Below are 6,052 nucleotides of genomic sequence, written 5' to 3' on the forward strand. Positions count from 1 at the left end.
GAAAAGGCGCACAGGGGAATCAGGCCGGCGGACGGCCTGGACCGTGCATCTTGCCGGCATTCTTCGGCATACGACCGTGCTCGGTGAGTGCGCGCCGAAGGAGAAACTCGATCTGGGCGTTGGTACTTCGGAGATCGTCGGCGGCCCAGCGGGCGAGGGCGTCGTGCACCGCTGGGTCCAACCGAAGAAGGATCTTCTTACGCTCGGATCTCGGAGCTGGATCCGTGGCCATGTGGCCTTTCCTTTACTGGTAGAGCGAACCGGTGTTGAGCACCGGTTGTGCGTCTCGGTCGCCGCACAGCACGACCAGAAGGTTACTGATCATCGTGGCCTTGCGTTCCTCGTCGAGTTCGACGACATGCTTTTCCTCGAGTTGCTTGAGTGCCATGTCGACCATGGACACCGCACCTTCGACGATTTGCTTGCGGGCAGCGATCACTGCACCCGCTTGTTGGCGCCGAAGCATTGCGCTGGCGATCTCGGGTGCATACGAGAGCCTGTTGATGCGTGTCTCGATCACTTCGACACCCGCCGCACGCACGCGGGCGTGAACCTCCTCCGACAAGGTAGTCGTGATGATATCGGCGTTCTCGCGCAACGAGACTCGGCCTTCGGCGTCGTACGGATAGCTGCCGGCGATATGACGGACGGCCGCTTCGGTCTGCACCGAGACGAACTCCTCGTAGTCGTCCACCTGGAACGAGGCGAGCGCAGTGTCGGCGACTTGCCAGACGACCACCGCCGAGATCTCGATGGGATTGCCGTCGGCGTCGTTCACCTTCGCCTGACCGGTCTCGTGGTTTCGGATACGCGTCGAGATCGATCGACGGACAGTCAGCGGATTTGTCCATCGCAGTCCCGGCGTGCGCAGGGTGCCGCTGTACGAGCTTCCCAGGAGTTGCAGAACTCGGGCTTGATTCGGTTGCACCAAGGTCAGGCCCATCAGCAGGGGGAGTGACGCGATGAACAGCACCACTCCGACCGGAATCAGGGCGAAGAGTCCCAGAACTCCGCCAACGACGGACAGTGCGATTCCGGCCAGGAAGAGAAGTAACCCGCCGAGGAGCATCCAGCTGCCGGACAGGTCCCAGCCTGGGCGTTCGGCGATCGTTGTGGTGGCGACACCGGTCGGTTTCTCGGCCACGGTAGGGGTGCTGGTCATGTGAGACTCGCTTTCCATCGGTAAGTGATATTTAATTGATATCACATTGTTTATGCTTGTGGAGGGGCGCGTGCGACACATGTTGTTGTGTTGGCATCGTGGACCCGACACAACGGGTAGTGTTCAGGCAAGCCAACATTCGGCAGTATCTCTCTCGCTAGGTAGGAATTATGGTCAAGCTGGTCAGTCGCGTTTCCGCCATCAACTGGAACCGCGTCCAGGACGAGAAGGACGCCGAGGTGTGGGATCGCCTCGTCAGCAATTTCTGGCTGCCCGAAAAGGTGCCGGTCTCCAACGACATCCCGTCCTGGGGAACGCTGACCGCTCAGGAGAAGCAGCTCACGATGCGTGTCTTCACGGGTCTGACGTTGCTCGACACCATTCAGGGCACCGTCGGCGCAGTCAGCCTCATCCCGGACGCGATTACCCCCCACGAAGAAGCGGTCTACACCAACATTGCCTTCATGGAATCGGTGCACGCCAAGAGCTACAGCTCGATCTTCTCGACGCTGTGCTCCACCCCGGACATCGACGACGCGTTCCGCTGGTCGGAGGAGAACCCCAACTTGCAGCGCAAGGCGCAGATCGTTCTCGACTACTACAACGGCGAGTCCCCGCTCAAGCGCAAGGTCGCCTCGACGCTCCTCGAAAGCTTCCTCTTCTACTCCGGCTTCTACCTGCCGATGTACTGGTCCTCGCGAGCCAAGCTCACCAACACCGCAGACCTCATCCGCCTCATCATCCGCGACGAGGCCGTGCACGGGTACTACATCGGCTACAAGTACCAGAAGGGCCTCGAACAGCTCACCGAGGCCGAGCGTGAAGAGCTCAAGAACTACACGTTCGAGTTGCTCTTCGAGCTCTACGAGAACGAGGTCGACTACACCCAGGACCTTTACGACGGTGTCGGCCTGACCGAGGATGTCAAGAAGTTCCTGCGCTACAACGCCAACAAGGCGCTCAACAACCTTGGCTACGAAGGCCTCTTCCCGAAGGACGAGACGGACGTCAATCCGGCTATCCTGTCGGCACTTTCACCGAATGCGGACGAGAATCACGACTTCTTTTCCGGCTCGGGAAGCTCCTACGTCATCGGCAAGGCCGTCAACACCGAAGACGACGACTGGGACTTCTAGAGCGACCGCCTTACACGCCGAAGCCTGACTCCTGCACACGCGGGAATCGGGCTTCGGTCATGCATGGGGGAGTGGACTAGCGCTGAAACCACGCTTCCGGCTTGTCCAGCAACGCTTTTGCGAGGCGCAGACGCGAGGTTTCCGTCATGTCCGACGGCAATTCGCTCGGCGCGAACCACGCGACCTCGAGGTTTTCGTCGTCCGCCACGTGTGCATCTCCGCCGGTCCACCTGGCCAGGAAGCACACGTCGAGGTACTGAGTCACATCACCATTGGGGTACGTAATGGGCTCTGTGACATCGACACTCGTGATCCGAACCAATTCGGCGTCGACGCCGGTTTCTTCTTTCGCCTCGCGCACCGCCGCCGCAGACGGTTCCTCCCCAGGCTCGAGGACGCCGGACACAACGGCCCACTGGCCGTTGTCGGCGCGGCGGGTGAGCAGGATCCGGCCTTCGTCGTCGCGGATCACGACGCTCACTCCGGACAGCCAGAGCGGCGCATGACCGACCTTCTCACGCAGTGCGACAATGAATTCGGGGATCGGCATGATCAGAACCCGAACATCACAGTTGTGGCGTGCCGCCTCGAAGGTGGGAGTAGTCGTTCGTTCCGGTCAGCTCGCATATCCGTTCAAGGTTCCCTTCAAGTCCGCCAGTACGGCCCGGGCGGCGGTCATCCCGTTTCCGTTCCAGATGTCGTCTTCCGCTACGAACACACGCCGGTCGGTGGCGGCGGCGAGGTCCTGCCACTGGTCGCTCTTCATGATCTCGGTGCCGTAGGTCCGACCGTTCGGCCCGTCGAAGAGCACGTAGATCAAGTCACCTTCGGCGGCGCTGAGATCGTCGGCCGGAATCGGTGACGTGGTCGCATCGGTCAATCGCTGTGCCGGTGGGCGCCGGACTCCCACGTCGCTGAGGATCTGTCCGGCGAAGGACGCGGGACCCTCGATCTGCAGGTCCTTCGAACCGAACCGAACCACTGATGCCTGCGTTTGTGATGCATTCAATGCGTCGCCGAGTTGCACGACGTCCTGCTGGTATCGATCGAGCTCTGTCGCCGCCGCCGACGAGCGGCCCAGTGCCTGACCGGCGAGCGCGAACTGTGCTTTCCAGTACACGGGATCGGACCCGGCGAACACGGTGGGCGCGATGGCGTCGAGTTGCCCGTACAAACCGTCGGACGCCGGACTGGACCCGAGGATCAAGTCCGGCGCGGCGGCCTTCACGGCGTTGACGTCGGGTGCGCTCACGGGGCCGACGCTCGGAATCTCCGAGATACCGAAACCGAGGTACGACGGTTGAGGCGAGTCGATGCCGGTTGCGGCGCCCACTACCCGCTCCCACAGACCGAGGGCACACACGGCGTCCATCGAGACGCTGTCGAGGACCACGATCCGTTGGGGATCGGAAGGAACCTCGGTTTCACCCGCAGTGTGAACGACCCGACGCTTCACCTCAGGGCCAGCACCCGGGTCGGCCTGCGTCGGCGTCGGGCACGCGGTGGCGGTGTCGCGTTCGATGCCCATCACGCCGGCACCGGCGATCGACGTGGTGGTCCGGATGATGGTGCTCGCGTTGTCGTCCGAGGAGTCGGACGAGCACCCGGCGAGAACGAGCATCGTGGCGGCGATCCCCAGGATCGAGATACGACGAATGGACGTGCGGGCGGTCGTGCGTGAGAGAACAGACGTGCGTGAGAGAACAGACAAGTCGACGGCTTCCTGTGTGAGCGGGCGCCGTTCAGGTTAGCTGTTCGACTCAGCTGTTCTGCTTGTCCACCTCGAACGTGTCCGAGAGGTCGTCGAGGATCATGTGCGCGCCCTGGATACTGACCGGCGACATCCAACGTGAATCGTCCACGTCGACCTTGCGTCCTCGAAGGGTCTGCCACAGCGGGCTCTGGAGGAACGGCTTCGCAGCTTCGGCGCTCTTGCCTTCGGCGTCCTGCCAGGTGCTGATGAAGATGACGTCCGCGTCGGCTTCGTTGATCAGCTCGGGGCTGATCTTCATCATGATGTTGCCGGCGTCGGCGGGGTCGGGTCCCTGATTGTCCGGGCGCTTCAGTCCCGCGTCCTGAAGAACGATGCCGCTGAACGAGGTGGTGCGGTAGAGGCGTGCGGTCGGTTCACCGGCGAATCGGACCACCGAGATGACCGGGTTGTCGGCCTTCTCGTTGATTTCCTTGCCGACGGTGGCCGCTCGGGTTTCGTACTCGGTGATCTTTGACTCGGCCAAAGACTCCTTGCCGAGGGCTTCACCGACCAGGCGAATGTTGTCCTTCCACGTCGGGCCTGTCGTCTGGGTGAAGACGGTGGGCGCGATTGCGGAGAGTTGGTCGTAGTTCTTCCCGTCGCGGACCTCGGCGGAGATGATGAGGTCGGGCTGCAGTGCGGCGATCTTCTCGAGGCTTGCGCTGCTGACCGTGCCAACCGAGACGGCGTCCGCGGCGAATTCCTCCCGGGAGGATCCGAGGTAGTCGGGTAGACCGGGCTCGCGGTAGTCGACATAGCCGACGAGCGGGGATTCGAGGAGCAGGACGGCGTCGGTGAAGCTGTTGTCGAGCGCGACGATCCGCTGGGGTGCAGCCGGGATTTCGGTGCTTCCACGGAAGTGCTCGACGGTGCGGGGGAATGCGCCCGACTCGGTCGAGGTGGTGGCTGCAGCGGGCTCGTCGTTACTCGAGCAGGCTGGAACGACCAAGGCGATCGAGGCTGCGACCGCTACCAGCGCGGCCCGGCGGGGAAAGAATTTCACTTATTGACTCCTGAGATGAGTTAGGCGAGGGTGACCTTATCAGTGGAGGAGTTGGCCGAAAACGGACACCGGCCGAATTCTTCGACGGGTACGACACGCCGATTCGGAAGTGGGTTCGGACTCCCGAGGGAACATAAACCGCAGGTCGTTCGTTCGGTGCCGTGAAAAACGGATGCTCGAGTACGACGCAGAGTAGGACCGGGTCGCGGTGCCCCGGAGTCACGGTCTACGATTCGATGAGCGCAAGCCAGAAGCCGTTGTCCGCAGCCCGGGCGACGGACCCTGCGGGCGCAACCAAGGGCTCTTTGACGGAGTCTGCGGAGCGACCAAAGGCACATTCAGGAGGATCAGTGACTGCCGTAGCGCCCCAGCCAGTCCCCACGATAGCGCCGGCCAGGCCTTACCCGCCGCGGCAGGGACCCAAGGGCTCATTCATTTTCAAGATGATCACGACCACCGATCCCAAGGTGCTCGGAATCATGTACTTGGCGACTTCCATCGCCTTCTTCCTCATCGGTGGCCTCATGGCACTGATGATGCGTGCCGAACTTGCTGTACCCGGCATGCAGTTCCTTTCCAATGAACAGTTCAACCAGCTGTTCACCATGCACGGCACGATCATGCTGCTGCTGTACGCGACCCCGATCGTCTTCGGCTTCGCGAACTACATTCTTCCGCTCCAGATCGGTGCACCCGACGTTGCGTTCCCGCGTCTGAACGCGTTCAGCTACTGGCTGTACCTGTTCGGCGCGATCATCACGACGGCCGGATTCGTCACGCCCGGTGGCGCAGCAGACTTCGGTTGGACGGCATACACCCCACTGTCGGGTGCGGTGCACAGTCCCGGCGTCGGAGCCGACCTGTGGGTCTTGGGTCTGGCTGTCGCCGGTCTCGGCACCATCCTCGGTGGCGTCAACATGGTCACCACGGTGATCTGTTTGCGCGCGCCAGGCATGACGATGTTCCGGATGTCGATCTTCACGTGGAATATCTTCATC

At 62.2% G+C, this 6,052-nt stretch carries 7 protein-coding genes; 2 read left to right on the forward strand and 5 right to left on the reverse strand.

Annotated features, from left to right (window positions below):
* Positions 1-19: 19 nt before the first annotated feature.
* The gene (locus R4P65_RS04135) at positions 20-232 is read right to left on the reverse strand and encodes a hypothetical protein (protein WP_003944723.1); all 213 of its coding nucleotides are present in this window, start codon (positions 230-232) and stop codon (positions 20-22) included.
* A 12-nt stretch (positions 233-244) separates the two neighbouring features.
* Positions 245-1,162 (reverse strand): SPFH domain-containing protein, encoded by a 918-nt coding sequence (locus tag R4P65_RS04140; protein ID WP_317825527.1) that lies wholly within the window; start codon positions 1,160-1,162, stop codon positions 245-247.
* A 170-nt stretch (positions 1,163-1,332) separates the two neighbouring features.
* Between R4P65_RS04140 and nrdF the strand changes: the two genes are divergently transcribed.
* Positions 1,333-2,298 carry a class 1b ribonucleoside-diphosphate reductase subunit beta gene (nrdF, locus tag R4P65_RS04145; protein ID WP_230812777.1) on the forward strand — a complete coding sequence of 322 codons (966 nt, stop codon included), beginning with the start codon at positions 1,333-1,335 and terminating at the stop codon, positions 2,296-2,298.
* Positions 2,299-2,374: 76 nt separating this feature from the next.
* Here nrdF and R4P65_RS04150 read toward each other — a convergent pair whose 3' ends face one another.
* The 3 genes from R4P65_RS04150 to R4P65_RS04160 all read right to left on the reverse strand — a co-directional run bounded on the left by R4P65_RS04150 (position 2,375) and on the right by R4P65_RS04160 (position 5,054).
* Positions 2,375-2,848 (reverse strand): NUDIX hydrolase, encoded by a 474-nt coding sequence (locus R4P65_RS04150; RefSeq protein WP_230812778.1) that lies wholly within the window; start codon positions 2,846-2,848, stop codon positions 2,375-2,377.
* A gap of 66 nt (positions 2,849-2,914) precedes the next feature.
* Positions 2,915-4,009, reverse strand: a complete 1,095-nt coding sequence (locus R4P65_RS04155; RefSeq protein WP_317825528.1) for an iron-siderophore ABC transporter substrate-binding protein — start codon at positions 4,007-4,009, stop codon at positions 2,915-2,917.
* 49 nt (positions 4,010-4,058) lie between these two features.
* Positions 4,059-5,054 carry an iron-siderophore ABC transporter substrate-binding protein gene (locus R4P65_RS04160; RefSeq protein ID WP_317825529.1) on the reverse strand — a complete coding sequence of 332 codons (996 nt, stop codon included), beginning with the start codon at positions 5,052-5,054 and terminating at the stop codon, positions 4,059-4,061.
* Positions 5,055-5,404: 350 nt separating this feature from the next.
* Here R4P65_RS04160 and R4P65_RS04165 point away from each other — a divergent pair.
* On the forward strand, positions 5,405-6,052 hold a 648-nt coding region (locus R4P65_RS04165; RefSeq protein ID WP_317825530.1), incomplete at its 3' end, for a cbb3-type cytochrome c oxidase subunit I.

It is taken from the genome of Rhodococcus sp. IEGM 1318 (assembly GCF_033142465.1).
GTDB classification, from domain to species: Bacteria; Actinomycetota; Actinomycetes; order Mycobacteriales; family Mycobacteriaceae; genus Rhodococcus_F; species Rhodococcus_F qingshengii_B.

Bases quoted from the DNA above. Each gene is read 5' to 3' on its own strand.
- R4P65_RS04150 (WP_230812778.1), bottom strand. From the start codon at position 2,848: ATGCCGATCCCCGAATTCATTGTCGCACTGCGTGAGAAGGTCGGTCAT.
- R4P65_RS04135 (WP_003944723.1), bottom strand. From the start codon at position 232: ATGGCCACGGATCCAGCTCCGAGATCCGAGCGTAAGAAGATCCTTCTT.
- R4P65_RS04140 (WP_317825527.1), bottom strand. From the start codon at position 1,162: ATGACCAGCACCCCTACCGTGGCCGAGAAACCGACCGGTGTCGCCACC.
- nrdF (WP_230812777.1), top strand. From the start codon at position 1,333: ATGGTCAAGCTGGTCAGTCGCGTTTCCGCCATCAACTGGAACCGCGTC.